The 25,390-nt window shown below is 38.3% G+C and carries 16 protein-coding genes and 2 tRNA genes; 5 read left to right on the top strand and 13 right to left on the bottom strand.

From position 1 onward, the window contains the following. Nucleotides 1-143: 143 nt before the first annotated feature. Complete coding sequence (locus H729_RS00680; RefSeq protein WP_020448074.1) at nucleotides 144-1,508, bottom strand: PFL family protein; 1,365 nt, start codon at nucleotides 1,506-1,508, stop codon at nucleotides 144-146. 10 nt (nucleotides 1,509-1,518) lie between these two features. Beyond that, nucleotides 1,519-1,791 (bottom strand): ACT domain-containing protein, encoded by a 273-nt coding sequence (locus H729_RS00675; protein WP_020448073.1) that lies wholly within the window; start codon nucleotides 1,789-1,791, stop codon nucleotides 1,519-1,521. Between the two features lie 148 nt (nucleotides 1,792-1,939). Between H729_RS00675 and H729_RS00670 the strand changes: the two genes are divergently transcribed. Beyond that, the gene (locus H729_RS00670; RefSeq protein ID WP_020448072.1) at nucleotides 1,940-2,575 is read left to right on the top strand and encodes an oxygen-binding di-iron domain-containing protein; all 636 of its coding nucleotides are present in this window, start codon (nucleotides 1,940-1,942) and stop codon (nucleotides 2,573-2,575) included. A gap of 17 nt (nucleotides 2,576-2,592) precedes the next feature. On the opposite strand, the gene H729_RS00665 is transcribed toward H729_RS00670, so the two are convergent. After that, nucleotides 2,593-3,084: a pyridoxamine 5'-phosphate oxidase family protein gene (locus H729_RS00665; protein ID WP_048133767.1), complete on the bottom strand. Its 492-nt coding sequence runs from the start codon at nucleotides 3,082-3,084 to the stop codon at nucleotides 2,593-2,595. A gap of 834 nt (nucleotides 3,085-3,918) precedes the next feature. On the opposite strand from H729_RS00665, the gene H729_RS00660 reads away from it, so the two are divergent. Continuing rightward, nucleotides 3,919-6,297, top strand: coding sequence for an InlB B-repeat-containing protein (locus H729_RS00660; protein ID WP_020448070.1), 2,379 nt, complete (start codon nucleotides 3,919-3,921; stop codon nucleotides 6,295-6,297). 267 nt (nucleotides 6,298-6,564) lie between these two features. Here H729_RS00660 and H729_RS00655 read toward each other — a convergent pair whose 3' ends face one another. The 6 genes from H729_RS00655 to H729_RS00630 form a co-directional block, all read right to left on the bottom strand. Next, nucleotides 6,565-8,982 carry a hypothetical protein gene (locus H729_RS00655; RefSeq protein WP_020448069.1) on the bottom strand — a complete coding sequence of 806 codons (2,418 nt, stop codon included), beginning with the start codon at nucleotides 8,980-8,982 and terminating at the stop codon, nucleotides 6,565-6,567. A gap of 1,102 nt (nucleotides 8,983-10,084) precedes the next feature. Further along, a tRNA-Arg gene (locus H729_RS00650) sits at nucleotides 10,085-10,159 on the bottom strand. Nucleotides 10,160-10,227: 68 nt separating this feature from the next. Further along, on the bottom strand, nucleotides 10,228-11,334 hold the full coding sequence (locus H729_RS00645; protein WP_020448068.1) for a FecCD family ABC transporter permease: 1,107 nt from the start codon (nucleotides 11,332-11,334) through the stop codon (nucleotides 10,228-10,230). A gap of 31 nt (nucleotides 11,335-11,365) precedes the next feature. Next, nucleotides 11,366-12,550 carry an ABC transporter substrate-binding protein gene (locus tag H729_RS00640; RefSeq protein WP_020448067.1) on the bottom strand — a complete coding sequence of 395 codons (1,185 nt, stop codon included), beginning with the start codon at nucleotides 12,548-12,550 and terminating at the stop codon, nucleotides 11,366-11,368. A gap of 58 nt (nucleotides 12,551-12,608) precedes the next feature. After that, on the bottom strand, nucleotides 12,609-13,229 hold the full coding sequence (locus H729_RS00635; protein WP_020448066.1) for a class I SAM-dependent methyltransferase: 621 nt from the start codon (nucleotides 13,227-13,229) through the stop codon (nucleotides 12,609-12,611). A gap of 50 nt (nucleotides 13,230-13,279) precedes the next feature. Beyond that, entirely contained in the window at nucleotides 13,280-13,852 is a 573-nt protein-coding gene (locus H729_RS00630; RefSeq protein ID WP_020448065.1) for a flavodoxin family protein, read from the bottom strand. A gap of 98 nt (nucleotides 13,853-13,950) precedes the next feature. On the opposite strand from H729_RS00630, the gene hypE reads away from it, so the two are divergent. Further along, nucleotides 13,951-14,997, top strand: coding sequence for a hydrogenase expression/formation protein HypE (gene hypE, locus H729_RS00625; RefSeq protein ID WP_048134163.1), 1,047 nt, complete (start codon nucleotides 13,951-13,953; stop codon nucleotides 14,995-14,997). 427 nt (nucleotides 14,998-15,424) lie between these two features. On the opposite strand, the gene H729_RS00620 is transcribed toward hypE, so the two are convergent. Then, nucleotides 15,425-15,880: an ATP-binding protein gene (locus tag H729_RS00620; RefSeq protein ID WP_256365373.1), complete on the bottom strand. Its 456-nt coding sequence runs from the start codon at nucleotides 15,878-15,880 to the stop codon at nucleotides 15,425-15,427. Nucleotides 15,881-16,685: 805 nt separating this feature from the next. On the opposite strand from H729_RS00620, the gene H729_RS00610 reads away from it, so the two are divergent. Beyond that, nucleotides 16,686-19,250 carry an InlB B-repeat-containing protein gene (locus H729_RS00610; RefSeq protein WP_020448062.1) on the top strand — a complete coding sequence of 855 codons (2,565 nt, stop codon included), beginning with the start codon at nucleotides 16,686-16,688 and terminating at the stop codon, nucleotides 19,248-19,250. Between the two features lie 218 nt (nucleotides 19,251-19,468). On the opposite strand, the gene H729_RS00605 is transcribed toward H729_RS00610, so the two are convergent. Together H729_RS00605 and H729_RS00600 are read right to left on the bottom strand one after the other, a co-directional pair. Then, nucleotides 19,469-21,982 (bottom strand): hypothetical protein, encoded by a 2,514-nt coding sequence (locus H729_RS00605; protein WP_020448061.1) that lies wholly within the window; start codon nucleotides 21,980-21,982, stop codon nucleotides 19,469-19,471. 865 nt (nucleotides 21,983-22,847) lie between these two features. After that, nucleotides 22,848-23,201 (bottom strand): hypothetical protein, encoded by a 354-nt coding sequence (locus H729_RS00600; protein ID WP_147554361.1) that lies wholly within the window; start codon nucleotides 23,199-23,201, stop codon nucleotides 22,848-22,850. Between the two features lie 75 nt (nucleotides 23,202-23,276). On the opposite strand from H729_RS00600, the gene rqcH reads away from it, so the two are divergent. Beyond that, nucleotides 23,277-25,199 carry a ribosome rescue protein RqcH gene (rqcH, locus tag H729_RS00595; protein WP_020448059.1) on the top strand — a complete coding sequence of 641 codons (1,923 nt, stop codon included), beginning with the start codon at nucleotides 23,277-23,279 and terminating at the stop codon, nucleotides 25,197-25,199. 6 nt (nucleotides 25,200-25,205) lie between these two features. Here rqcH and H729_RS00590 read toward each other — a convergent pair. Further along, nucleotides 25,206-25,279: transfer RNA gene (locus H729_RS00590), tRNA-Arg, on the bottom strand. Between the last annotated feature and the right edge of the window lie 111 nt (nucleotides 25,280-25,390).

Genomic DNA, 25,390 nt, shown 5'->3' with positions numbered 1-25,390 from the left:
AGTAAAACGAATACAATGTGGTATAAAATAACTGCTCCTGAATGCTAAGAAAATATAATTAATTAAAATATATGCATTAAATAAATATGGTATACCATATTAAGGCATTTTTTGGTACCAGACGTGTAACAAAGAGGCATAATTCAGTTCTTGAAACTGTGAATCGGTGCCGGAATTCTTCCTCCCCTGCTCACAAAGTCTTTGCAGCTGAAAGAATTGACCTTCATCACAGGAGCTGAGCCGAGAAGGCCTCCGAATTCTGCTGTTTCGCCAACACCTTTGCCGATAACAGGAATGATTCTCACGGCAGTAGTCTTCTGATTGACCATGCCGATTGCCATCTCATCAGCAATTATGCCAGAAATCGTGGTAACCTCTGTATTTCCAGGGATAGCAATCATATCTAGTCCTACAGAACAGACACATGTCATCGCCTCAAGCTTTTCAATGGTGAGAGAACCACAGGTGACAGCCTCAATCATTCTGCCGTCTTCGCTTACCGGAATAAAGGCTCCAGACAGTCCTCCGACATATGATGAAGCCATTACGCCTCCTTTTTTCACCTGATCGTTAAGAATCGCCAGAGCCGCAGTAGTTCCTGGCGCTCCTGTACGTTCCAGGCCCATTTCCTCCAGGATTTCGGCTATGCTGTCGCCTACTGCAGGCGTAGGAGCCAGAGAAAGATCAATAATGCCAAACGGCACGTTAAGGCGTTCTGAAGCCTCTTTAGCTACCAGCTGCCCCACCCGCGTAATCTTGAAAGCTGTCTTTTTGACAGTCTCGCATAAAGTTTCAAAATCTGCTCCTTTGACCTGCGAAACTGCATTCCTCACTACTCCGGGACCGCTTACCCCGATATTCACAACTGCATCTGCTTCTGTGACTCCGTGGAATGCTCCTGCCATGAACGGGTTGTCATCCGGTGCATTGCAGAATACCACCAGCTTTGCACAGCCTATTGAGTCGCTGCCTTTTGTGAGTTCTGCCGTTTCTTTGATTATTGAACCCATGAGGCTGACGGCATCCATGTTTATTCCCGTCTTTGTAGATGCCAGATTAACAGAACTGCATACTCTTTCGGTTGAAGACAGTGCTTTGGGGATAGAACGTATCAGGAGCTCGTCTGCTTTAGTCATCCCTTTGGGGACTAATGCTGAATAGCCTCCGAGAAAATTCACCCCTACCTTCTTTGCCGCTCTGTCCAAAGTTTTTGCAATAGTGACAAAATCTTCCGGCGTCTTGCATGCTGACGCCCCCACGATTGAGATCGGCGTTACTGAAATCCTTTTATTAACAACAGGAACTCCAAACTCCAATTCGATGTCATCTCCGACTGAAACCAGATCTTTTGCGATCGTGGTGATTTTATTGTAGATGTTATCATTGAGTCTCTCAAGACTGCTGTCCGCACAATCCAGAAGGCTTATTCCGAGTGTGATTGTTCTCACATCAAGATTCTCACGGAGGATCATGTCGTTGGTTTCCAGAACCTCATAAATGTTAATCATGCCGCCACCTTCAGATTCTGTGCATCATGTCAAAGATGTCCTCATGCTGCATTCTGATGACGACACCGATCTTTTTGCCAATTTCATCAAGATCCTCTGAGATCTTAGGAAAATTTTTGGAAGAACCGTCAATGTCTGCAATCATCATCATGTTGAAGTATCCGCGGACAATTGTCTGAGATATATCCAGAACATTGATTCCGTTATCTGACAGATACGTGCATACTTTTGCAATGATGCCTACGCAGTCTTTTCCTACAACTGTGATGACGACTTTCTTCATGAGGTGTCCTCCGAGAGCTAAGATGCCAACAAACAACGAAGTATATAGACATGACCATTTAAGAGAATACTCTTGATGAGATGACGAGAATATCAGGGGATAAAAGGTTAACTGATGGTGCACTAATGATGAACGGGAGAAGAGTAAAATGACCATATATGACAGCTTATATCAGTTCACAGAGTATATTGCGCCGATCAAGCTTTCCATTCATCAATATCTGCTTGCTGCGCCTGAGCCTGTACTCATACATACCGGAACTGCAGACCAGACTGAAAGGATAATTCCCCAGCTGAAAGAGATTTTGGGTTCTGTTCCTCCTAAATACATACTCGTATCCCATTTTGAGTCCGATGAATGCGGTGGCATCTCAATTCTGAAAAATAATTTTCCTGATGTGACTGTCGTATGTTCAGAAATCTGTGCCAGACAGCTTGCTGGCTTTGGCTACGATGGTAATATACTTGTTAAAAGAGCCGGGGAGACCCTCGAAGGTGACGGTTTTCTATTCAGCTTCGTGAATTATCCGTCAGAAGTTCATTTACAAAACGGATTGCTGTTTTTCGAAGAAGTCCGCAAGATACTGTTCAGCAGCGATCTTATGTTTCGATTGGGAGACAGCCACGGAAAACTGATAGAAAGTGTCTGGAGAGATGAAGTGTACAGCATAGACATGAGCAGAGTTCCAAATGAAGAAAAATTAAAATCAATGAAAAATGAGCTTTTAAAAATTGATCCAGAGTTCATAGCTGTCGGCCATGGACCCTGTGTCAGAGTAGATTAAGAAGATATGAAAGTAGTTCACTGAACTACTTTAGCACCTTCACATGCTTTATGATATTTTCCAGTCATGGATTTTATCTCAATTTCGTAAACTCCAGTTGGGGAGACTTTCTTCTCATCCATGTTTGTACGGCCTGGAACAATTTTATCAATAGTTGCAAGGAGCACTTTCTTCTTTACTTCCAGATCGTCAACCACATGAGCGCATCCGCGGATGATTACACTCTCATACACTGTGGTGGTATCGCAGGCATGTTCCCCTGTGAACTCATAACCGTATTCCCTGGCAACTGTAAAACAACACTTGCAGTTGTTTGTTAAGTTGCTTACCTTTTCTCCGATTTTCCTGCCGTGGATGTAAACCTTGTTGTCAACATATACAAAGTTGACTGGAACACCATATGGGAATCCGTCTTCTCCGATAGTGGAAAGTACGCCATACTTTGTTTTGTTCAAAACAGCGACCATTTCATCTTGGTTCAACTGATATTTCTGCATATTGGGCTGCATGAGATTAAGATGAAAGAAGAAATATTTATGCTGATTCCTCAAAGGTAATCTTAGAATCTGATTTAATGATCATTTTGTCAAGAGATTATTAATCCAGTTTGACTAGCAGTGTATTTGTGTAGATTAACTCAATAATCATGTTCAAATTTAAGTTCATGGTTGCGATGAATAAAACCAGTAAAGATGTTGATAAATTACTTTAAAATAAGGATTATATTGGATGGTGTGCAATCATCAAGCGCAGGGGAACCATCATCTCAATCATATTCCCCTGCGCATATGAAGTGAAAATAAATTAAGTTAAGTTGATTGAAGTTTGAAGTTTTGAGTTTGAAATGATTGTTTTTGATATTGATTTTTGATATGATATTGATGATTGAGTTCTTTTATTTTATTTTGAATTTGAAGTTTAATTTTGATATTGAATTTTATTGTTTTTGAGTTGAAGTATATGATTCATATATGATTTGAGTTGATGATTTGAGTCTGATTTTGATTTATGATTTGTGAATTTATTTCGATATACCTGGACTGATTGATTTTTTGATTTGATTTTGATATGTCTGGACTGATTTGATTATATCTTGAGTTTTTTTGATGAGCCTGAATTGACTTTGATAAGTCTGGACTTTGTTTCTTTTATTCTTTTGTTTATTCTTTCTTTTCTTTGATTATTTTGATTATTCTTATTGCTGATTGAGTTTGCAGTTTTGGTTTTGAAAAAAATTGTTTTTTTGTTTTTGATTTTGGTTTCTCTTTTCTTTTTTGAGTTTTGAAGTTAGAAAGTGATTTTAATTTCAGTCTTTGAGAAGAGAAGGCAAAAATGGTGATTGAATGAAAACAGAAAAGAGACTGACAATGGCTCTGAGCGTCTTAGTTGCGCTTATGATGCTAGCTGTCCCTCTCGCATCTTCAAGCAACTTGTTCGTGGATGGGGGACAGACAAACTCTAACGGCGATGCGCCAAACTTAGGTGCTGCCGGAGACACGCTTACAATTAATCTTAATATTCCTGAAAATAGTTTAGATGTTATTGATTATGATGACTTAAAAGATAATCTAACTACAACTAACATAATTTACTCTGTTGATGCTAAGAATGGAGTAATACGTGCAATATGTGATTCTGATGAATCGTCCAAACAAGTCCAGATAAAAACTGTTTTAGATGCTATTAAAACAGCACTCGGATCAGATGGAAGAATGGCAGCATATGATCTAACTTTCTCTGGTGATTATACAACAGTTGAAGAAAAGATTGAAGGCCAGATAACTGCAAATGCTGTATGGAAACTTAAGAACACATACGGAGAAGTGAGCATAATCACAAAAGGTCTTGGAGAAGATTCTGAAAAGATCAAAGCGTATAAATATGTCGATGCTAGCAAAAAAACTGAATTAAATATAGATGATTTACCAACGTATCTGAAGACTGCTGGAAATGGATATGTTGTTAATTTGAAATCCAGTAATGATCAACCTGTTTATACATATATTGTTACTGATTCTAAGGGAAACAAAGTTGTTGATGGGGATAAAATAGAATCTGGCAGTGTTCTTACAGCAACATATACATTTGACAGCCTAAACTATGGTACAATATCTGTAAATTCTCCCATATTTGACAACGCAGTTACATTTTATGTAGCTAAAACAACAGGAGCATTGCAAGTAGCTACTACTACATATTGGATGATATTCAACGCATTAGTCAATGAAGAATATCTTAATGATGTAATGGATTCTAACAATCCTGCAGCTTCTGTACCTAATTTCACAGAAACTCCTTCAGCTATTGAAACTCCTTTCACTGCAAACGATGGATCGTGTAAAATTAATTCATGGACAAATGGAACTGAAAATTATGCATTAAATAGTAATTCTACTATTTCTATTGGTTCTGAATTAACATTAAATGCAGAGTTTACTACTTTCCCAGTAAAATTCATGGTGAACGGTCAAGTACAAATTGTCAACGTTAAGTACGGAGAATTTTCAAAAGCATCATGCCCATTTGATACTGCTGGAATGACTGTCTGGATATCTGTGGATGATGGTGGAGTCAAAAGTATCTTTAACTTTGATAGATCTGCTGAAGATCTTCAAAAAGAATTAGTCAAATCTACTTCTGAAAAGACTCTTACTCTAATTGCATTATTCTCTGCATACGATGAAACAGCTTATGTCACATTTAATGCAGCTGATGGTGCATACTTTGGAGATAAGAAAGACAAAATAACCGAAGTTATTATCCCAGTCGCTAAAGGAACAACTGCTGACAAGATTCCAATGCCTGCAAATCCAAGCAAGGATGCTGATGGAAAATCTTACCTATTTGCATACTGGGCTGCTGATGGCAGTGAGTATGAATTTAAGAGCACAAATAAAGTTGATGATGCTGGTTTAGAGTTAACTGCTAACTTTGTAGAGTATACATTTACAGTTAACTTCTTTATCGATGACAATAAATACATTGTACTTTACTGCAATGGCGACTTAACTTACAATTCTACATCCAAGAAAGTAGATGTATCCAATGTAACTGGTGCATTGTATGATGGCAAAACATATCTTGCTGCTGATATTGGTGCAGATTTAACATCTAAACTCATTCCTACAAAAGCAGGTTACAACTTTGTTCAGTGGAATGACAAAGACGGAAAAATGATGCTTACCCTGGGTATAGATGCTAAAGAGTATGTAGAAGTAACAAATGCCGGATTTTCAAAGATCAGTGCAAACACAGACTTGTATGCTGAATTCGATGCTGCAGAATATGTAATCATATACAGCGGTAACACTGCTGCTGCAACAAACAATATGATTCAAGTAGGAACTGTTGGAGAATCTTTGAATTTCTTCAGCGACTCTACTTTCAGCAATGACGGCTACAAGCTTAAAGAGTGGAATACCAGGCCTGATGGAAAAGGTACAACCTATGCTTTAGGGTCTGCATTTACTCTCAGCGGAGCAGACTATGATAAACTTTCAAAGATCTCCAAAGACAATATGACCATTCCAGACGGCATTGATCACGGCTTCACACTCTACGCTATCTGGGAGAAAGTCGGAAGTTCTGACAACCCAAGCGGCAACACTGATGGAGACAATGACAACAGCAGTAACACTGATACTTACTTACTTGCAGGTATCTTAGTTGTTATCATTATTCTCATTATTGTTGTAGCTGTTGTGCTGAGAAAGAAACAGTAAGAATAATGAAAAACTCTCTTTAAATGAATTAAAACAAAGTCAGAGTTTAATCTCTGACTTTTCAAATTTCTTTTTTTAAAATAAGTTTTTGAATGTTAGACTTTACAAAGTTCACTTTTTAAAATAAGTTTTTTCAGGAAAAGTTTCAGAAAAGTAAACAAAAGAAATAGAAAAAAAGTAAGTAAAAGTTAATAAAAAGAATCAGTTAAGATTCTTATTTACTAACTTCGTTAGTTTTCATTGTTTATTCTTCAATCTTTAAAGTTTTTAATTCTTCTTTCTCAGTACAACTGCAACAACTATGATCAGAATGATGATCACAACAAGTATTCCAGCTAACAGATATGTGTCTGTGTTGCTGTTGTCATTGTCTCCATCAGTGTTGTCACCAGGTGTTGCATTGCCATTGGATTTTTCCCAGATGGCATAGAGTGTAAATCCTTCCTTATTGGAGATGTCACTGTTCTCAATAGAGAGTTTACCTAGTTTCTCAAATTCAGATCCAGTAAGAGTCAATGAAGCTCCTAACTCATAGGTTGTACCTTTTCCATCAGGCCTTGTGTTCCACTCTTTAAGAACATATCCTTCATTTCCAAATACTGAGTCCCCAAAGAGGTTTAAAGACTGATCTACAGTTCCAATCTGTGGCAGAACATTAGTCATTGTAGCAGTGTTACCATTGTATGCAATGACATATTCCTTAGCCTCAAAGTTAGCGTAGAGAGTCATATCTTCTTTTACAGTTGTATAATGTAGTGTAACTCCAGTCACTTGTTCATATTTTGGAGGATTTGTAGCAACACTGTATGTATCGTGAAGAATACTACTGATCATTGTATTGCCGTCAGCATCTTTCCATTCGCTGATCGTATATCCAGCTTTAGTGGGGTATAATAGTGCGCTTAAAGCTCTGCTGCCGTCTTCACCTGAGGTTAACTTAATGTCATTTAATCCACCAGAGTATTTATATGCAATGCCGTTGCATTCAAATGCAACTAACTTGTCTGCAGAGTAATATAAATGTCCAGTTATATTATTGTCTACATTGAATGAAACAGTATATTTATAATTAATATATTCTGCATTCAATACTATGTTTTTATCGATCTTCGTTTCACTGGAAAATTCATATTTAGTATTTTCGCCATCATACCAGTAAGCAAACACGCTCTTCGTTCCCTGAGCTACAGTGTAATTTGTTGGATCATTAGGTAAGATTATCTGATCAGCAGTAGCATCCTTTGAACTTATTGGAACTACAATATTCTGAACTCCACTTTCCTTGTCACCAAAATATCCACTTTTAGCATCAAATGTTACATACAGCGTTTTAGCAGGATCTGTGAATAATGCCACCAATACAAGGTTATTGTTTACAATCTTCTCCTGAAGTTTTGGATCATTGAAATTAAAGATGTCTGGTACAAAGTTATTTCCTGAGTAAATGACGTTACCGTCTACTACTGGTAAGCTAACCCATTTGGTCATTCCGGTTGTGTCTAATGTACAGACAGACTCAGAAAATTCACCGTAAGGAACTTCAGCAACCTGAACTTGTCCTTTTACCATGAAAGTAACATTAAATTTGTTATAATCAGCATTTAATGTCAATTCTGCACCGGCAAGAGACTCACTTTTAAGAGCGTAGGTTTCTCCATTGTCAGTCCAGTTCTTCATTGTGTATGAGTTTTCACCATCTTTTGTAAATGATGTATCAATATATGATTTTGTTTTGCCTTCAGGCGTTGCTTTTCCTAATGCACTGAACACATCAGAATATGTGTATCCAGCAGCTACATTCTTATCAGCATAAAGTGTTACTGGTTCTTCAAAGATATTTGAAGAAATTACAACTTTTTTATAGTCCTGGCTGTTAAACGTATATGTCACAGTCAGATCGCTAACGGCTATAGTGCTAGGTGAAGTAATTTCTTTGTTGCTAGAATCAGTAACTTTATGGTCATATACTTTAATATAACCTGCTGCGGCATCTTTAGCATTTGCGACAGGTTTAGGATTGAAAACGTATCCTTTTATTAGCGACTCATCAACAGGAAGACCATTGTCAGCGGTAATTACAATCTGTGTTTTATCCACTACATCTGTTTCATTGTCAGTGTATGTGCTGTATGCATATGCTTTTGTTTTTACTTCCTGCGCAACGCCATCAATTGTAGAATTTACATTGATCTCTGCATATGCATCATCATTAAGTGCCCATTTAGCAGAAAGTGTGAAACTTTTATTGATGTTTTCACTATCTGCATAGTATACAGATCCGTTTGAATCCATCCATTCGTGTGAGTATGCTTTTCCCCTGAATTGGGCATCTATTGCTGTATTCACTTTGGATATGATGGATTCTATTGCAATTCCAGAAACTTGTGTCCCATCAGCAATGGCTAAAATTGTGCCTTTTTTCTCATCAACTGAGAAGATTATTCCAGCTACACCAGTTAATGCAGCTTTAAGGGTTGTATAGTTAAGCTTATCTAAGCTGTTTTCGGGAATATTCAATTCAAATGTAATAATGTCTCCGGCAGCACCTAAGTTTGGCGCATCGCCGTTAGAGTTTGTCTGTCCCCCATCCACGAACAAGTTGCTTGAAGATGCGAGAGGGACAGCTAGCATCATAAGCGCAACTAAGACGCTCAGAGCCATTGTCAGTCTCTTTTCTGTTTTCATTCAATCACCATTTTTGCCTTCTCTTCTCAAAGACTGAAATTAAAATCACTTTCTAACTTCAAAACTCAAAAAAGAAAAGAGAAACCAAAATCAAAAACAAAAAAACAATTTTTTTCAAAACCAAAACTGCAAACTCAATCAGCAATAAGAATAAGAAAAAGAAAGAACAAAACAGAAGAAAAGAACAAAGATAAACAGAAGAAAACAAGAAAGAATCAAAGAATAAGAAAAAGAAAACAAGAACAAACAAAGAACAGAAATCAAAAATCAAAACAAACTTCTATTCAAATCCCAAACAATCAATATTCAAATTCAATAATTCAACAAATTCAAAAACCAAATCACTTCAAATTCCAAACAATCAAAAACAAGAACAAAACAATAAACAAAATAATCCAAGTAAATCAAAATAAATAATCAAAATAAACTAAGTCCAGACATATCAAAAAATCAAATCAAAAATCAATCAATTAATACTTACCCAAATCAATCAAACTCAATTCAATTTCACTTAATATTCTCAATGTAATTAATATCAAATTCAAAATGAAATCAAACAAGTTCAAACAAAAAAATAAAACTCAAATTCAAAAATCAAATATCAAAGAATAACATCATTAAAAATTTCAATCAGAAATCAAAATCAAAAAAGAAGTAAAATCAAACTTCAAACTCAATCAACTCATCTTACTCAATCATGACAGTGAATGCGCAGGGGAATATGATTTGATTTATGACGTTCCCCTGCGCGTTGATGATGATTGTAATTATCTCATCTGGACAGGAGAATGAGCGGATCAGATACCTAATTCATCTAGAGAATTTTAGATCCTTTGAACACTCTTGTTTTAGCAAATATTACAGTATAAACATGAGGTTCTAGAAGATCTGTCTGTAATCTATCAGAAAGTCTGAGCACAAAGCGTTCTAATTCTCTTCGATAATCCTATGATTCTTCCTTCCCTACATCCTTCCCTACAATCATACTCAAGCAGAGGATTCAATCAGTATTGCTGTTCGTATTCAGCAGAAAATATTCTCCTACTGATCGAAGTTGTAAATTTTACAAAAATTTGTTCAGATATTTGTACGATAAAATTAGCGGGCATGCCGGGATTCGAACCCGGGTCACCGGCTTCGAAGGCCGGAAGGATGATCCAGACTACCCTACATGCCCAAAAATAGCAGTCTGTTAAATGGGGGAAGGAAGACACTCTGATTTTAAGCTTCCCCTTGGTTTGGCAATTACAGAGGGGGCCTTGTCTTCTTCACGCTTTTGATGTATATCGCGATGAAAACTGGACCGCCTATAAGCGATGTGATGATTCCCACAGGGATGCTGACGCTGAACGCCCAGCTGCCTACAAAGTCGCTTATCAGAAGAATCAGAGCACCCAGCAGAATCGATGCCGGCATAACATATCTGTTGTCGTTGCCGATCAGTTTCTTAGTCATATGTGGAGCCAGCAGACCTACGAAGCCGATGATTCCTACAATGGAAACAGATACGGCAGTCAGCAGAGTGGCAAGAATCATTCCTACCATCCTGGTAGACTTCGTATTAGTTCCCAGACTTTCGGCGACCTCATCGCCGCTGTCCATTGCATTGTAGTCCCAGCGCTTGTAAAGGAAATAGATAACTACAATTGCAAAGACTACAAAGAGAATAACCAGCTCTGTCCAGCTTGATTTTGAAAGATCTCCGAACTGCCAGAACACCATTTCGGCAAGCTGAGACTCATCGGCAAAGAACTGAAATGCAGAAAGTCCAGCCAGAAATATGGCGTTGAGCGCTATACCAACAAGAACAACGCTTTCCGGCGTAGAGTAGGCAATCTTGGACAGACTGACTACAATGAGAACGGCGATCATCGACCAGATAAATGCCCCGATCGAAATTCCATAAGGTGCACTGAAAAAGTCTTCGACAATAGTTCCTGAAAAGATTGTTATCGATATCATAATTGCAAATGCTGCACCGAATGCCGCCGCATTTGATATTCCAAGCGTATAGGGAGATGCCAGAGGATTCCTGAGAACCGCCTGCATTACTGCTCCGGAAATTGCCAGCGCCCCGCCTACCAAGATCGCGGCCACAATGCTGGGCATTCTCATCTGCCTGACAACTGCATACGCCGTTTTGTCGCTGTGATCCCCGAAAATGATCTTAACAACATCAATAAAAGAAATGTGGTAGTCTCCGTAGCCTATGTAGGCAACGGAAACAACGAAGACTGCTACGAGGAGAAATACAATAAAGAGAATTTTTTTGTACAGATATTTGTCATACTGCACAGCACTCTCTTTGGTTGCGGTGGCGGCTGGTTTCGGATGCAGTTCCTTTGCAGTCACAATTTCTCCTCAAGCAGTAATGTAATTTAGTTTAAGCCGTTGCTTCATTGTACGATACAAACAGATCGTTCACTCCGTAAGTCTGCGCAATGCCGTTGTAGATGCCGTCTGCTTCTTCCTGAGAACAATCTAAGAACAGACTCCAGATGCTTGTTGCGGTATCTTTCATATCAATGTCCTTGAAGACTTCAGGATACTTTTCTGAATAGATGGCATACAAAGTCCAGTAAGCATCAATCAAAGTGTTGTCATAGCATGTACTGAATGCTACTGTCGGCAGTGAGATGTAAATGTGCTCAGGATATGCGCTCAGCTCACTCACCCACTTTGATCCGTCTGCAACTTTTTTGTATCCTCCGAGATCAATGAAGATTGTATCTATTCCATTGTTTTTATCATATTGAAGAAGAGCTTCTTCTGATTTAGCAGAGATCCACTGAGCTCCGTTGGGAGTTCCCATTCCGTCATCTTCAGCAACATTGTTCACAGTAGTGCCGAGATACGCCAGCGCGCTTGATTCAGTAGTTATGGAACGGAGCAGATCAGCATTTCCATAAGCGAGCACCCCGCCGATGTAGACATTGGAGGTCTCATTTATCTTGCTGCATAAGTCATCTAACGTTTTCATCTGTTTGTCGATTCCTGCAAGAAGTTCTTTTGCTCTGTCAGACTTGTGGAAAATCTCACCCATGAGATTAACCTGCTTTTCAAAATCAGGATCGTCAAGATTGTAAACATACTTGATTATGCAGACAGGGATTCCCGCGGCATTCATTTTTTCTTTGAACTCAACAACCTCTTTCTTTATCGTGTCTGCCTGATTTCCTATGATCACAAGATCAGGGTTCAGGGTAACGATCTTTTCCATTGTGGCAGAGTTCGTGAAGTCTCCCACCATCTCTAAGTCTCCCAGGCCGTAGACATAATTGTATGAAATACCGGAAAGAACAGGCTTAGCTGCAACAGAACTGGTTGCTACAACTTTCTTGGAAACTTCTTCACCCATGAAACTCAGGTACCGCAAAGCAGGCCCGCATTCAGCCACAACCGATTCAACATTCTCAGGCAGGGTGAATTCATTCCCAAACACATCCGTTATCGTGCGGTCTCCCTTGGTATTGTCTTCCTGGGCATCTCCCAAAACATAGTAGATTCCCCCGGCAGCAATAATCACCACGACAATGACCGCAGCTAGTTTTACCCCCAGATTTGCCATATGGCAGACTATATACTCTACATAGTATATCAATACTACTTATTTTTAAAAGGTAATATCAATGCTTGCATCCTACAGCAATGTAGTACTCTTCATCATCTCTTCTGAAAATTACATCCAGATGTGCCTTTTCCATCATTTCTGTAAGCTCATTCATCTGAGGAAGAAAATCATTGGAGACTATTTTTCCAGCTTCCATGTGCACATTGTTTATTTTGTCCCTTGAAGCTGAATGTGCTACAACGAACTTTCCTCCTGATTTCAATCCTTCAGTAAGATGGGATACTGCCAGAGGCTGATTGGGAAAGTGGGGAAAGCAGGAATAACACATGATGAGATCAAATTCTGGCTTCATTTCCAGATTGTAAATGTCTGACACCTTAAACGTCACAGGATGTTCATTTTCAGGAAACTTTCTTCTTGCAGCTTCAATCATGTTCTCTGAATAATCAACTGCTGTTATCGAGCCTGAATCCAGTTTAGACTCATAGTATGGAATCATGACTCCTGTGCCTGTACCCACATCCATAATCTTTTCATCGCCTTTCAGCTCCAAAATCGAAGTTATGTAAGAGACCTTTTCATCATCGTGGGTTGTTATGCTGTCCCAGATTTCTGCTCTCTCGTTGAAAAACTCTCTCTGCTTGGGATTTATTCTTTTTGAGCAAGGTTCAGACATAATACGCACACATGGTAATACGTATTAGATTATATTAATACTACTGTATTTCAGTCCTCTGGATGCAGCTTCTTGAGCAGATATGCCATGTTCTGGCCTAAATTCTTCATGTTGCGCATGCCTTCTTCATCCTTGAGAACATCGCCGGAGTCTTTTCCATACACCATGTTCCAATATGTTGAACCTGCAACGAAGATCTCCTTATTGAGAAAAAAATGGTTCAAGGTGTCTACTGCAGTCATTCCTCCGCCTCTGCGGACTGCTGCGACAGCTGCGCCTGCCTTGTGCCGCAGGATCTCTGGATTAATGGCTGCGACATAACCAGCTCTTTCTAGAAGCGCTTTCATTCTTGCAGACACGTCTGCTGAGTAAACCGGAGATCCCAGGATTATGCCGTCTGCCTCGGCCATTTTATCGAAGACTCTATTAAAATCATCATTTTCGAGTGCGCAGCTTCCATTCCTGCATGCTCCGCAGCCTCTGCAGGGCTTGATGTCCTTATCGAAAAGCTGGATCATCTCAGTGTTTATGCCTTCCTTTCTGAGCTCCTCGAATACAGTATTGATCAGAATGAACGTGTTTCCGTCCGCTCTCAAGCTCCCGTTGATGCCTACGACTTTCATTGCTGCTCCCCATAATGCGTATGCAGTTCTGCCTCAAAAGCATCTCTCTGCCGAAAAATGCCAAAAATGTTAAGCTAAGCGGACAAGTTCACGTAAGCATGAAGCGAATATCCATGGGAGACGGGGCAGGCGGAGAGCTCATGCATGAACTTCTCTCTGATCATATCATTCCATTTTTTCCAAAAGTACAGACAGAGGTCCCTCTTGATTCATTTGACGACTCTGCAGTTGTAGACGACATCGTGTTTACAATAGACGGACACACTGTGAAGCCCCTGATCTTCCCTGGAGGAGACATCGGATCATTATCAGTAAGCGGTACGGTAAATGACATCTCAGTCATGGGAGCGAAGCCTCTTGCCATTGCGCTGTCGATGATTCTCGAAGAAGGCCTGGATATCAAGACTCTTGAAACTATCTCTAAGTCAATAGGAAAATACTCTGAGATTTCCGGCGTTCCTGTAATCACCGGCGACACCAAGGTAGTAGAACAGGGAGCCGCTGATGAAATGATTGTTACAACTTCAGCCATCGGAAAGAGAAGTCCGTATCTGGATGACAATCTCCGCAAGGCAGGAGAATACAGGAAAGTAAAGTCCAGATGGCTTACTGATGACAATATTCAGGAAGGAGATGCCATCATTGTCTCAGGAACCCTGGGAGACCACGGAGTATCTCTCTTATCATTCCGTGAGGGCTACGGTTTTGAGACTGAACTGCAGAGCGATGTCGCTCCCCTGAACAATCTCATCGAGCAGGTAATGAAGACCGGCGGGGCAGTAAGCATGAAAGATCCTACCCGGGGAGGATTTGCAAATGCCATCAATGAATGGTCATCGAAGTCAGGCATAGGCATTGAAATCGAAGAGCATTTGGTTCCTCTGTCTGAAACAGTTGTCAGTGCCTGCGAACTTCTCGGTATCGATCCTCTTGCCATTGGAAACGAAGGCAAGGTCGTCATCGGCTGCGTGCCTGAAATGGCTGATGAGATTGTGAAGACATTGCGTACTCATCCTCTCGGAAAGAACGCTGCAGTCATCGGTTACGCTACAAGTAAGTTTGAGAATGTCGTCTTAAAAACAGAAATCGGAGGACACCGCATTCTTGAAGCTCCTGTGGGAGACCCTGTGCCGAGAATATGCTGATTGCAGAACGATCGCCTGATCGTTTCAAACTTCTTTTTATTCAAGAGTCTGTGTGTAAACACTGACTTCTTTTTTTAGATATGAATACTGTCTGCATTATTTCACTCAACTGACTAAATCCGCTGAGTCTAATGGCAGATATTGAATTAATGAACAACACATCATATAAATAAAGCATTGATCAAGCAGACTTGGCTCACAAACAGGCATCTTGGTTCAATGCGATTCAATGAGTTTAATAATATACAATTTAAAGTCTGCCGATTGTGCATTACTTCATTCTTTACAATAATCATATTCAAAACGAAGCTTTCAATTAATGAGGATAAACGCATGAAACACTGATTATTGTCTCATGTGCTATGGGTTCAAATAGGCTCAAATGGGCTCAAATGGGTTCAAATAGGCTCAAATGGGCTCAAATAAGTCAGTTAGATTGCACGACCCAGTAACCGTATCTATTGTTTCCTTTTCTCATGATGAGTTTCTGATCTTTCAAAGAGGATATCGCACGTTTTACGCTGCTGCGTGACACTTGTAATTTTTCAGACAGCTCATCGATTGTAAGAGACCCGTCTAGATTAATGGCATCTAAAACATGCAACTCAACTTCATCAAGAGAGTAATTAGATGCCCTTATTTCTTTACATAATTCACTGGGCTGTCTGTACAATGTTACTCTGAAGTCTGTTCCAAGAAGTTCAAACTCAGGCTCTCTTAATCCGTGTTCAGCACATTCAGATATCATTCGTCTGATTCCTGTCCCCCAGCCTTCTACTAATCCTGCAAGTCCGAATATTCTTGCCAATGCAGGATTCCTTGGAACTGAGAGTCCAGACTTGATGCGTTCAATACTCATTGAGCTAAGTTTACCTGGATAAATATTCAGTTTGAAATGCGCTATGCAGTACTTCCTTACATTAATTACATTTGAAACGAAGTCTTCAATTAATTACTATGATCATCAAGCGCAGGGGAACGTCATCTCAATCATATTCCCCTGCGCATTCACTGTCATGATTGAGTAAGATGACTTTAGTTTGAGTTTTGAAGTTTGAAAGTTTGATGATTGAATTCATTTATTTTATTTTGAATTTGAAGTTTAATTTTGATTGAGTTTGAAATGATTTTTGATATTGAGTTTGATTTTTGAAGCTTAGTTTTTGATATTGTTTTATCGATTCGTTGATGTTTGATCTATTTTAAATTTGAAGTTTTGAGTTTGAATTTGAATTAAGTTATTGATGATTTTGAATTGATTTATTTTGATATGTCTTGATTGATTGATACATTGATTTGGTTTAGATTCTTTGATTTGTCTGGATTGTTTTGATTATATTTTGAGTTTTTTTTGATGAGTCTGAATTGATTTTGATATGTCTGGATTGTTTTGATTATTCTTTCTCTTTGTTTCTTGTTTGTTTGGTTTTTAGTTTTTGAAATGATTTGCAATTCTCATTTCTTTTCTTATTCTTTCATTCTTCTTCTTTCTTTGTTCTCTTTGTTTATTCTTTCTTTTCTTTGATTATTTTGATTATTCTTATTGCTGATTGAGTTTGCAGTTTTGGTTTTGAAAAAAATTGTTTTTTTGTTTTTGATTTTGGTTTCTCTTTTCTTTTTTGAGTTTTGAAGTTAGAAAGTGATTTTAATTTCAGTCTTTGAGAAGAGAAGGCAAAAATGGTGATTGAATGAAAACAGAAAAGAGACTGACAATGGCTCTGAGCGTCTTAGTTGCGCTTATGATGCTAGCTGTCCCTCTCGCATCTTCAAGCAACTTGTTCGTGGATGGGGGACAGACAAACTCTAACGGCGATGCGCCAATTGTAAGTGGTGACACGTCATATAGAGTTGATTTTATTTTGAATGAAGGCAGTGAAGGAAGAATTAGTTTAGACCAAGTAAGTGAGACTAAGTTAGATGATCTTATTGTTGCGTTAAACAACGCTAGCAACAGCCCGGTTGTTTCAGGAGCTACTTGGTATAAAGATAAAAACAGTAATATATTTGCTGTTGTAACCGGTGACGTTACAATCCAGCAGCTTATCTGGGCATTAACAGATACTTCCGGTGCCGATAAAGTATTCAAAATTGAAAAAACAGGATACATTTTAGACTCCTTTGAAAACAATGATACAAAAGCAGCTTTTGGACCAGATAAACAAAATAACGCTATTCCAAGCTCTAACAACGGTGACAAGATTACAAAGGATATGACATTTACAGCCAAGTGGCTGCTTGATGATTCAAAATATGCTGAGATTCCAGTAGATGTTGTTTATGAGGGAGAGACCAAAGAATATGTGAAAGCGTTCCCAAAGTATGAGACGGTTGATACTAATATTGATGAAAAGAATGTATATATCACAGTTTCTAAAGGATCATTTTTAAATGTCGGCATTGACGACCTTAACACATACGGAATTGTTGTAAATGCCAATGATTCTGAAGATAAAATTACAGAAATCTATACATTCAAAACAACATATGGAGACAATAAAGAAATTTCAAAAGAAATTTCTTCAAAGGCAGTGAAAGTTCCAGTTACAAGCAAGTTAACAATGACATATACATTTAACGACAAGGAGTTTTCAAAAATCATTGTAAACTCCATTGCATTTAACAAAGAAATCTTCAAAGATGGATCTGTCACATTATATGCCAGTAAACTGAGATCATACTCGTACGCTGATGTTTATAATGCATTGAGTGGGGCAGATAGTCTTGCAAATGAGACTAATGCAGGAAAGCTAACATATGATCTTCCAATATTGGATGTTACCGATGATGTTACAAAAGACGGGTATAAATTAACTGGATGGAATGAAGGAGCTGAATTATTAAAGAGTGAAAACAATGCTTCTTCTCCTTTGACATTAGATGCTAAACTGAATGGATACTATGTTATCTTCATGGTAAACGGTCAGTTTGAATATGTATATGTTCCATTTGGAGAATTAAGTGCTGATAAGACTACACTTGATATCAGCGGTGTAAATCACTGGGTATCTATTGATTATACATCCTACAAAGCTGGAACCTTCACAGCTATAAAATCATTTAACTTCGCATCAACAAGCGATGTGGGATCTGTCGAAGATGTTACAGGTAGAACTACCGAAAAAGAACCAACAGCCGTTCTGATTGCATGTTTCACTCCTTCAAGCAGCACTTCCTATGCGGTATTTAATGCTAATTCTTACACATACAAAAGTGGCGACAAAGATGCTGATGATGGTAATGACGCAGAAGTTATTAGCTCAATGGTTGGAACATTCGGAAATGAATACGTTAATTACTTAATCATTCCGGGCAAATCAGGGGATAAAATAACTGTACCTTCGATTAAACCCATTTATGGTGAAGAATCTAAAACATTATTCATTTCATGGAACAAGTATCCTGCAAAGATTACGAAAGTCTCTGATGGGGCTGCTAAACCTAACTACACATATCCTGCCATTGAAACTGCATACAGTGAAAAAGATGCATATGGTGCAGCTAACGAGGTAATTCTGTATGCTGCCGATGCTGTTGATTACAAATATATAATCACATTCTATGATGGATCAGAAGTAGTCGGTGTATTCTATTATTCTGCAGCTCCAACAACAAACATTGAATCTGGACTTGTTGCATGGGAAATTGATGGAAAAGCCTACTCACAATATACTGAGGAATCATCAAAAGCATTTGCGAAAATCTTAACTCCTGAAAAAGATGGATACTACATCACCCAGTGGAATGATGCTGATAAGAACAAAGACGTTGAATTCAAATGGGCAGATGGAAAGATCAGCAGCATGAAAGTAAACATCAAGGACATGAAAGATGATCTGAATCTGTACGCTCAATTCAAAGCTGAAAAATATGATATTGTTTACACAAACACATATGGCAATGTCGGTTCAATGAGTCAGACTGCAAGCGTTGATGAATCTGTTAAATTATACAGTGATTCAACATTTGTATATGATGGATATAAACTCACTGGATGGAGTGACAGACCAGATGGAAGCGGAACTAACTATGACTTAGGTGCTTCATTTACTCTGAATGGAGCTCAGTATGAAGACCTTAAAGATGGAAAGTTCACACTTTATGCAGTCTGGGAGAAAGTTGGCTCAGATGTTCCTGGCGGTAACACTGATGGAAACAATGACAGTGACAACACTGCATTATACCTCATCGCTGGAATGCTTGCTGTAATTGCAATTCTTGCTATTGTAGGAATTGTACTGATGAGAAGAAAGTAAAATCTTTAAATCTTAAACTGATAAAAACAAAACTAACGAAGTTAGTAAATAAGAATCTTAACTGATTCTTTTTATTAACTTTTACTTACTTTTTTCTATTTCTTTTGTTTGATCTTGTGAAACTTTTCTTGAAAAAACTTATTTTAAAAAAAGAAATTTGAAAAGTCAGAGATTAAACTCTGACTTTAATTGATTTTACTTAAGTGTTTTTTTTACTTTCAGTTCTTCTTTCTCAGTACAACTGCAACAACGATGATCAGAATGATGATCACAACTAAGATACCTGCAAGTAAGTAAGTATCAGTGTTGTTGCTGTTATCATTGTCTCCATCAGTGTTGCCGCTTGGGTTGTCAGAACTTCCTACTTTCTCCCAGATGGCATAGAGTGTGAATGTTTTATCCCCATCTACATCTTTGAGATCTTTGTATTGCTCACCAGATAGGCTGAAAGAAGTACCAAGATTGTATGATGTGCCTTTTCCATCAGGCCTTGTGTTCCACTCTTTTAGTTTGAAACCGTCATTGCTGAAGGTAGAGTCGCTGAATAGATTTACATTCTCATCAACTTTGACAAACTGCTTCATTTCGTTTGTCATGGTAGCGGTGTTACCACTGTATGATATTACATACTCTTCAGCGTTGAATTGACCGTAGAGACTGATGTTAGACTTAATAACCTTAAGGTTAACGTCTTTTACTTTGCCATCTGAAGCGAAAGTAATCATTGCACTCTTATCGGTGTCATTCCATTGTTTGATCTTGTAGCCATTCTTTGCATAATGGATTAAATCATCGTATGCATCAATCGCTTTATATTCTCCTTTGACTGTCTCACCAGTCGGAGCACCATACAAGTTTCCATCATACTGAATTGCAGCTATATCCGTTTTCAATGAATTTTCATCTACTAATCCAGTACCAGTACTCATATAAAATATACCAACTGATTTATCACCATCATAGAATGTAATCAAATATTTGTAAGTGGTAACGCTAGCAGAAAAAGTTATTACTTTATCAGCTACTGTTACTTCGTCTACTTCATTTTTATAATCCTCAGCTTTCTTAGATGTATCATATCCGGTCCATCCTAAGAATAATGTCTTTTCTTTGTAAACTGGTGAAGCCGCTGGTTCGGGTATAGTGCTGTCAGCTTTCACAGGGATTACTACATTCGTAACGGCCTTGTCACCAAAGTTTCCATCATTATTCTTTACTGCATTAAATACTGCAAATGATGGATCTGCGGTAAATGCTGCAATAAATACTGGCACGTATGCTCCTTTGCTGTCTGTAACTTTCTTTTCCAAATCTGCTATATTAGACTCTGTAAAGTAAAATCCCTCAAATCCAGAATAATCATTTGAGGTTGTTGATGTAGCATACTTAGGCATATACCATCCGCTAAGTCCAGTTATGTCAAGAGGACATTTGTCAGCAGATAATTCTCCATAGTTAACAGTAACTATTTCATACTCTCCGTTAACCATAAAGACTACTTTGTATGAGTTTAATGTAGCATTTAATGTTAATGATGGTACTGCATTTGCTGCACTATCTAATGGCACATTGTCATTCCAGCTTGTTGCTTTATAGCTACCATCATTTACAAGAACGCTTCCGTCTGCATCATTTATTGTAGCTGGTTCGAATATCTTCTTTCCATTGTCATCCGTTACATTCTGTAATGCATAGTACACATTGACATAGGTATAAGGTGTATTGTTCTTTGTGTACATCACAACATCATTTTCAAACATTGCAGAAGAAACAGTAACTTTGCTGTATGTTGATTTTAAAGTGTAATTGATGATAATTGAGTTATCAGCAACCACAATGTCTTTTTCATCTGATAGTTCAACATCTTTAGAATCTTTCATTGCGAATGTGTAAACCACTTCGTCTGATTTATAGCTTGAAAGAGTTGTATTTGCTGAAAGGTCGGTTGGATTTACAGACTGTCCAGTAGTTTTAACACCCATAATTTTCTCTGTAGCTGAAAGTTTAAAGAATGCAGGATCTACAGTTATTTGAGTATTATCACTGTTGGCTTTGTAAGGATATGCTTTCACATATTCTTTTGTTTCACCATCAAAAGTGACTTTGACAGGAATTTCTACACAGTTCTTCTCATCAAGAAGCCACTGAGCGTCGAAAGTCATATCTTTATCAATTGCAGGACTTTTATCTTCAGTAGCGATGTTTTTGTAAAGATACATAACACCAGAGTTTGCATCTTTCCATGAGGTAAGATCGTATGCATATTTGGTTATTTTTGAAGGTGAGTTGGTTTCAGTATCAGAATTATCTATTTCATATTCGCCTTTAGTAATTAAACTGGCATTTCCAGCCTCGGTAGAGTATAAAGCGTTAATTAACTTTTGAACTGTAACTCTTTTATCAGTAACCAATGCACATAAATCGCCTTTCTCATTCTGATACCATGAGATCGTAATCTCATCGGCACCATTAGAGTTGTCAGCCTTTGGTACAGCAATCTTAGTAGGTAATGTATCGATTTTTACTGCATCAAGACTCTTTCCATCACTGTTCAATTGAAATGTTATAGTGTAACCCTCACCAGGCGCAGCACCTAAGTTTGGCGCATCGCCGTTAGAGTTTGTCTGTCCCCCATCCACGAACAAGTTGCTTGAAGATGCGAGAGGGACAGCTAGCATCATAAGCGCAACTAAGACGCTCAGAGCCATTGTCAGTCTCTTTTCTGTTTTCATTCAATCACCATTTTTGCCTTCTCTTCTCAAAGACTGAAATTAAAATCACTTTCTAACTTCAAAACTCAAAAAAGAAAAGAGAAACCAAAATCAAAAACAAAAAAACAATTTTTTTCAAAACCAAAACTGCAAACTCAATCAGCAATAAGAATAATCAAAATAATCAAAGAAAAGAAAGAATAAACAAAGAGAACAAAGAAAGAATAAGAGAAAGAAGAAGAATAAACAAAAGAGAATAATCAAAGAACAAAGAAAAAGAGAAAGAGAATTGCAAATCGATTCAAAAACTAAAAACCAAATAATCGCAATCAATGCATTCAATAAAACAAAGAACAGAAAGAAAATAGAAAAGAACAAAGAAGAAGAATGAAAGAATAATCAAAATAATCAAAGAAAAGAAAGAACAAACAAAGAAAACAATGAAAATACATTCAATCAAAACAAAGAATAATCAAAGAAATCAATGAAAATGCATTCGAACACCTAATTAAATAAACGAACAAAGAACAGAATAAACAAAACAAAGAACAAAACAGAAGAAAACAAACTAAGTCCAGACATATCAAAATCACATAAAAAACAATCAATCAAAACATATCAAAAAACTCAAAACAAATCAATTCACAAATCATAAATCAAATTCAGACTCAAAGCATCAACTCAAATCATTTATGAATTAGATATTTCAATATCAAAATCAAAAATCATTTCAAACTTCAAAACTTCAATCAACTCAAATTCAACTTAACTTAATTCATTCTCATTTCATATGCGCAGGGGAATATGATTGAGATGATGGTTCCCCTGCGCTTGAGTGACTTTGTTCAGGGAAGATTGTATGTATAAAATCTAAAAGAAGTAGGGATCAACTTGCCATGGGTGTAGGACGAATCCCCAAAGCACTGTAACTGTAAATATCAGCCGCTTCATCCAATTCGTTCTTTATGTGTTCTACAGTTTCGAAATATGCATCATCTGGAACAATTATTGTAACAAAACCGTCTTCATATGCGTCCAGGTAATCATCGAGTAGATCTTCTCTTTGTAAACTTACGTGTGTCTCAACAAACTCCGTTCCCAGAAGTACATCATCATCGAAAAACTGGATTATGCCTAGGTTATCCTGAGTTAGAATCTCAAATTCCATCTCATACTCATCGGCACCGTCTTCTTCAAGCTGTCCCAGCCTCTGCATAATTACGTCTTGTATGTCTATCAACACACCGTATACATACTAACGGATAATTAAAGCCTGCCGGCAAAGCTTATCTGTTATTTTGCTGTAAGGATATCTATGAAAGACGAGATGAACGCGTTCGATATTCTTGCGATGACATCTGAACTGCAGGCTATCGTGGGCGGATATGTAGACAAAATTTTTCATTGGGATAAAAGAAACGTCCTATTACGCGTCAACTCGCCAGACGGAAGAAAAGAAGTACTGCTCAAAGACCTGAAATGGCTGTATATTGCACCAGGGAAACCAGATATTCCAGATATTCCCTCAGAATTTGCAGTCAATCTCAGAAAGCATTTGAGCAATCTCCGAGTTGTAAAAGTATCTCAGAGAGAGTTTGACAGGATAGTATTGATTGATCTTGAACGAGCTGAGGCCAAATATCAGCTGATTATTGAGTTATTCAGCGGTGGAAACCTCATTCTTGTCTCGGAAGGAAAAATTCTGAACTCAATCATCTCCAGGAAATGGAGACATCGTGAAGTACGTCCAGGTGTTGAATACGCCTTCCCGCAGACAAAATTCAACCCTCGCAATATGGATTACGGCTCATTTTCTCAGACAGTGGCTGCTTCATCTTCAGATGCCGTGAGAACGCTGGCTACTGAGATTAACATAGGCGGGCAATATGCAGAAGAAGCCTGTCTGAGAGCAGGCATAATGAAGAATACAAAGGCAGCAGAGCTTACCGAAGAAAATATCAGGACTCTTTATGACCAGATCGAACTGATGTTTTCAGAGGCGCAGAACTCCATCAGTGCCAGAGAGATAATCATCAATGAAGAACTGGAAGATGTCTCTCCCATTCCATTGAAACAGCATGAAGGTTTTGAAACTGTACAATATGAAAACTTCTCAACTGCGATTCATCACTATGTACAAAATATCAGAAATGATGAACCTCAGGAAGATAAGGAAGTAAGCAGACTCAAAAGATTATATACAAGACAAAAGGAAGCCATTGATGCTCAGCTGGCAGTTGCAGAAGACTATTCTAAGCAGGCTGAAGCTATCTACTCTCAGTATTCAGATGTTGATGCTTTCCTGAAAAAATTCAGCAAAATTGTAGAAGGAAAAACATGGGATGAAATCAGAGAGACTGTCAAACCTCATTCAGTAATCAGCGAGATCGATCCTAAAAATCATACTATGAAAGTAACTGTCGCTGAGAGACAGGTTCTTTTGGACTACACTCTTTCCATAGAGGGCAATGCCAACATGCTTTATTCATTATCTAAAGATGCCAGAGCTAAGGCGAAGGGAGCGCAGGATGCTCTCGCCGACACCGAGAAAAAACTGGCTAAAAGGGTGAAAGAAACAGAAAAGGACGCTTCTAACTCCAAAACAGCAGCAGTAAAGACGAAAGAATACTGGTTTGAGAGGTATAAATGGTTCATAACTTCAAACGGCCACTTAGTTATTGCTGGCAGAGATGCTCACTCTAATGACAAACTTGTAAAAAAGCATCTCAAAGCTACAGAAAAATTTGCCCATGCTGATATTCATGGGGCTCCCAGCACAGTAATTGTAAATGGAGCTGAGGCAGACGAAGAAGAAATGGAGGAAGTTTGCGCATTCGCATTGTCTCACTCAAAAGCCTGGATGACAGGAGCTCAGGAAGGCACAGCATACTGGGTACTCCCGGATCAGGTGAGCAAGATGCCGCAGTCAGGAGAATTCGTTCCCAGGGGAGCATTCGTTATCAGAGGAAAAAGAAATTACATTTATCACCTGCCTCTGGAACTTGCTGTAGGAGAAATAGAATATGAAGGCGGCAGAAAAATCATGTGCGGACCTGTGAAGTCTGTTTCTTCAAAGTCCAGCAGATATGTGGTGATTGTTCCTGGAAAAACAGATGCCGGGAAAATTTCTTCCAAGCTGTCTAAAGCCTTTGCAGTTCCAGAAGAAGAAATCTCCAGAATACTTCCTCCAGGGAAAATAGAAATAGGTTCGATCCACGGAATTGAATTAGAAGAATGAGAGATGCGCCCGAGCCGGGATTCGAACCCGGGTCTAAAGATCCGCAATCTCTTAGGATATCCAAGCTACCCCACTCGGGCAACTTCCTGTATCATGTTCCCATATTAACCCCTTTCGCAGCGTAGCTTGTCTCGAGAGGGTGTTTAAAACATATCAAAAATTGTAAAATGTCATGCTTACAGCTAAGATTG

Origin of the sequence: Candidatus Methanomassiliicoccus intestinalis Issoire-Mx1 (genome assembly GCF_000404225.1) — an archaeon.
GTDB lineage: Archaea > Thermoplasmatota > Thermoplasmata > Methanomassiliicoccales > Methanomassiliicoccaceae > Methanomassiliicoccus_A > Methanomassiliicoccus_A intestinalis.
Note: the sequence above shows the minus strand (reverse complement) of the source record. Positions and strands in the feature narration are given on the sequence as shown.

Coding starts and splice junctions, on each gene's coding strand:
- H729_RS00680 (WP_020448074.1), bottom strand. CDS start 1,508: ATGATTAACATTTATGAGGTTCTGGAAACCAACGACATGATCCTCCGT.
- H729_RS00675 (WP_020448073.1), bottom strand. CDS start 1,791: ATGAAGAAAGTCGTCATCACAGTTGTAGGAAAAGACTGCGTAGGCATC.
- H729_RS00670 (WP_020448072.1), top strand. CDS start 1,940: ATGACCATATATGACAGCTTATATCAGTTCACAGAGTATATTGCGCCG.
- H729_RS00665 (WP_048133767.1), bottom strand. CDS start 3,084: ATGCAGCCCAATATGCAGAAATATCAGTTGAACCAAGATGAAATGGTC.
- H729_RS00660 (WP_020448070.1), top strand. CDS start 3,919: ATGAAAACAGAAAAGAGACTGACAATGGCTCTGAGCGTCTTAGTTGCG.
- H729_RS00655 (WP_020448069.1), bottom strand. CDS start 8,982: ATGAAAACAGAAAAGAGACTGACAATGGCTCTGAGCGTCTTAGTTGCG.
- H729_RS00640 (WP_020448067.1), bottom strand. CDS start 12,550: ATGGCAAATCTGGGGGTAAAACTAGCTGCGGTCATTGTCGTGGTGATT.
- H729_RS00635 (WP_020448066.1), bottom strand. CDS start 13,229: ATGTCTGAACCTTGCTCAAAAAGAATAAATCCCAAGCAGAGAGAGTTT.
- H729_RS00630 (WP_020448065.1), bottom strand. CDS start 13,852: ATGAAAGTCGTAGGCATCAACGGGAGCTTGAGAGCGGACGGAAACACG.
- hypE (WP_048134163.1), top strand. CDS start 13,951: ATGAAGCGAATATCCATGGGAGACGGGGCAGGCGGAGAGCTCATGCAT.
- H729_RS00610 (WP_020448062.1), top strand. CDS start 16,686: ATGAAAACAGAAAAGAGACTGACAATGGCTCTGAGCGTCTTAGTTGCG.
- H729_RS00605 (WP_020448061.1), bottom strand. CDS start 21,982: ATGAAAACAGAAAAGAGACTGACAATGGCTCTGAGCGTCTTAGTTGCG.
- rqcH (WP_020448059.1), top strand. CDS start 23,277: ATGAAAGACGAGATGAACGCGTTCGATATTCTTGCGATGACATCTGAA.